Annotated in this window: 2 protein-coding genes; one reads left to right on the forward strand and one right to left on the reverse strand. The window is 46.0% G+C overall.

Features of this window, described 5'->3' with window-relative positions; genetic code table 11:
• Positions 1 to 59 precede the first annotated feature (59 nt).
• Positions 60 to 1,634 (reverse strand): reverse transcriptase domain-containing protein, encoded by a 1,575-nt coding sequence (locus FJR05_RS25325; protein WP_168646656.1) that lies wholly within the window; start codon positions 1,632 to 1,634, stop codon positions 60 to 62.
• A gap of 346 nt (positions 1,635 to 1,980) precedes the next feature.
• Here FJR05_RS25325 and FJR05_RS27070 point away from each other — a divergent pair.
• The coding region (locus FJR05_RS27070) for a hypothetical protein (protein WP_217385696.1) at positions 1,981 to 2,166 on the forward strand (186 nt) is incomplete at its 3' end.

The raw sequence follows: 2,166 nt of genomic DNA on the forward strand, positions 1-2,166 counted from the left end.
CCGCCCCTCTCTGTTAAATCTGGGCGTGCGACTTTCACCGCACCCAGCTTCCGATGTTCTTAGCTTTCGCTTTTGCTCATGTGTATATAATCGTGGCAGCTTTTATGAATTGCTAGAAGGTTTTTTGGTTTCCAATTGTTATGATTGGCATCAACATGATGAAGATGTACCTTCTCGTCACTGAGCATTTTTAGTCCACAATGACCACATTTATGGTTTTGCCGTTTGAGGGCTTTAGAGGTGTCGTTGTTATAGAGCTTGCTGTTACGCTCGCTCCAATAACTCAAATCTCCGTCGTAGGGCGATTTTTCACCTTTAACATTGATGTGTTTGTTTTCGGAGTGAGGAACTGCCGGGAACGCTTTGTCCAGTGAATGCTTACTGGAGTAGCGATTCTGCTTGGTTTCCCTGTTGAATACCCTGAATGCCCTGTATTGGACGTGGTATAGCGAGTTGCGCGACCCATCCATCTTGCAGTAGCGGTGGTAGTTCCTCCAACCTCTAACTACCGGGGCTAATTTCTTAGCCTTTGTGGCAGCACCATAATTCGAGTTGTTGACGATGAATTTTACTTTCTTGCGAAAAGCTTTGTAGTTGTCCGCTGAGGGAATACATCTAAACTTTCCGTTTTTCTGGACTTTGAAGTGCCAGCCGAGGAAATCAAATCCATCCGTCGTATCGGTTAGCTTTGTCTTTTTCTCGCTGACTTTCATTCCCCGCTCTGCTAGAAACTGACTGATTTTGCCAAGTATTTCTGTAGCATCGTCTTGTGGTCTGAGTATTATTACCATGTCGTCCGCATAGCGGATTGTTGGCTCGATAATATCTTTCCTTGGGGTTTTGTCGGTGATTCTGTAGCTAGATTTCGCATGATATCTATGAATACTTTCAATCCCGTTTAAGGCGATGTTAGCTAATAGTGGACTTACCACACCACCTTGAGGTGTTCCTTGTTCGGGAAACTCTGGGTTAACTCCAGCTTTGAGACATCGGAATATTCCTTGTCTTATACTATACGGAGCAATGAGTCTGTCCATGATGGCGGAATGGTTTATCCTGTCAAAGCATTTTTCGATATCGAGTTCTATGACTCTTTTATCTATTCCATTGCAGGATGAGCGTAGATTGTTAAACAGGATTTTCTGGGCATCATGCGCCGAGCGTCCTGTTCTAAACCCGTAGCTGTATGCGTGGAAGGTTGCTTCGTGGGCTGGTTCTAATGCGTACTTGACAAGACATTGATAAGCCCTGTCCGCAATAGTGGGGATTTTGAGAATTCGGGTTTTGCCGTCCTTTTTAGGGATGGGTATTTCACGCAATCCCTGGTGTTTCCAGTTGTTGCCTTCGGTTCTAAGCTTTTCACTCAGTTGAAACCTTTGCTCAAATGAGAGCGCGGTTTTCCCGTCTATTCCCGCTGTCTTTTTCCCAGCATTTAGCTGTGTTACTTGACGAATAGCCAGTAATCTCGCTGCGGTAGATTTCAGAATCAGCTTTTGTAGGGACTTTGCTTTGCGCTTGTCTCCAACAAGAACAGCTTTATACACTCGTTTTTGTAGGCGGAATAAGTTACGACGGAATTGCTTCCAGGGTAACGTCTTCCAGGATTCACTAGTGTTTTCACTGTGTCTAATCATGCTCTGCTCCAATTTGTGTATTCTGAACACCTCAGACCAATTACGGTCTGTCCTACCCGAATTGAGGGGATTCCGCTGCTCGTCCAGCCTACTTAGGGTTCGACCGCCCTTAGACCCTCAATCCGTTTTTATTCGTTCCCTCGGTTGATTGTTAGTTCCGTTAGGTGTAGCCATTTCGACCACTGGATTCCCTGGACTCTTGCCGCTATCCGAACAAAATGCGGCGGGGATTAACTCCAGTAGAGTCAGATTTTTAGTGTTGTGTCCTGCTCCTGGATGAGTCGCTTTTTGAGGCTCTGTTTCACCGTGGGAACTCCCCGTTAGCGTCAGTGTCATCTCACAGCAGATGTCTGATTACGCCCTGTTCCCAGCTTTGACCTCCCGAAACCGAGTCGGGTCATCATGGGCAGGTAGGGAGTCATACCTGAGTCTGGTAGATGGGGCTTGCACCCATATCAGACCGAGAGTTCAACCTTTTTCTATTGCTAGATTGGGTTGGTTAGCTTATGTACGGACTGATTACCGTGATTCA

It is taken from the genome of Dolichospermum sp. UHCC 0259 (genome assembly GCF_009711935.1).
Lineage (GTDB): Bacteria > Cyanobacteriota > Cyanobacteriia > Cyanobacteriales > Nostocaceae > Dolichospermum.